The organism is Alloyangia pacifica (assembly GCF_020524285.1).
In the GTDB taxonomy this organism is placed as follows: domain Bacteria; phylum Pseudomonadota; class Alphaproteobacteria; order Rhodobacterales; family Rhodobacteraceae; genus Salipiger; species Salipiger pacificus_B.
In genome coordinates this window covers 1-510 of the sequence record NZ_JAIVKX010000049.1, presented here as the reverse complement: position 1 = coordinate 510, position 510 = coordinate 1, and the positions used below count along the sequence as shown (strand labels likewise).

The 510-nt window shown below is 64.9% G+C and carries 1 protein-coding gene; it reads right to left on the bottom strand.

The features are described 5' to 3' along the window. Window positions 1-510 (bottom strand): cupin domain-containing protein (locus LC039_RS26795; protein ID WP_226629947.1); only part of this gene is annotated, 510 nt, incomplete at both ends.

Below are 510 nucleotides of genomic sequence, written 5' to 3'. Positions count from 1 at the left end.
CTTGTGGTAGTGCCACGGGATCGGCTGCCCGGCGGGACCCTCGGTCATCACCGAGAAGAATGTGCCGTCCGTCGAGGCGGATGTCTGCAGGAAAGAGAAAAGCTGATCGGCAGCCACCAGACGTTCCCCTTCGCCTTCCATGAGCACGTAGGGGCGGCGGTCTCCGGGCACGCCGCGCTCGGTCACAAGGACGGCCTCGGCTTCGGGCAGGTCTCCGGTCCAGGTCACATCTGCGACCTGCGCGGCTGCATCCAGGCTTTCCTGTGCAATCGTCAGATCGGGCGCGTCGGGCTGGACCGGACGGGAAAACGGCGTACCGAGCGCCTCGTAAAATCCAGCAAGGCCCGACCCGATGGACCAGGTGAGGACGCGCGTGCGCCAGCTTTTCATGCGATAGCCGTGGACGGTCCCGGCAGGAACATAGGCGTAGTCCCCGGCAGTCAGCATGTGGACCTTGCCATCGAGATGCAGCTCCAGCCGACCGGCCATGACATACAGCGCTTCCTCGGT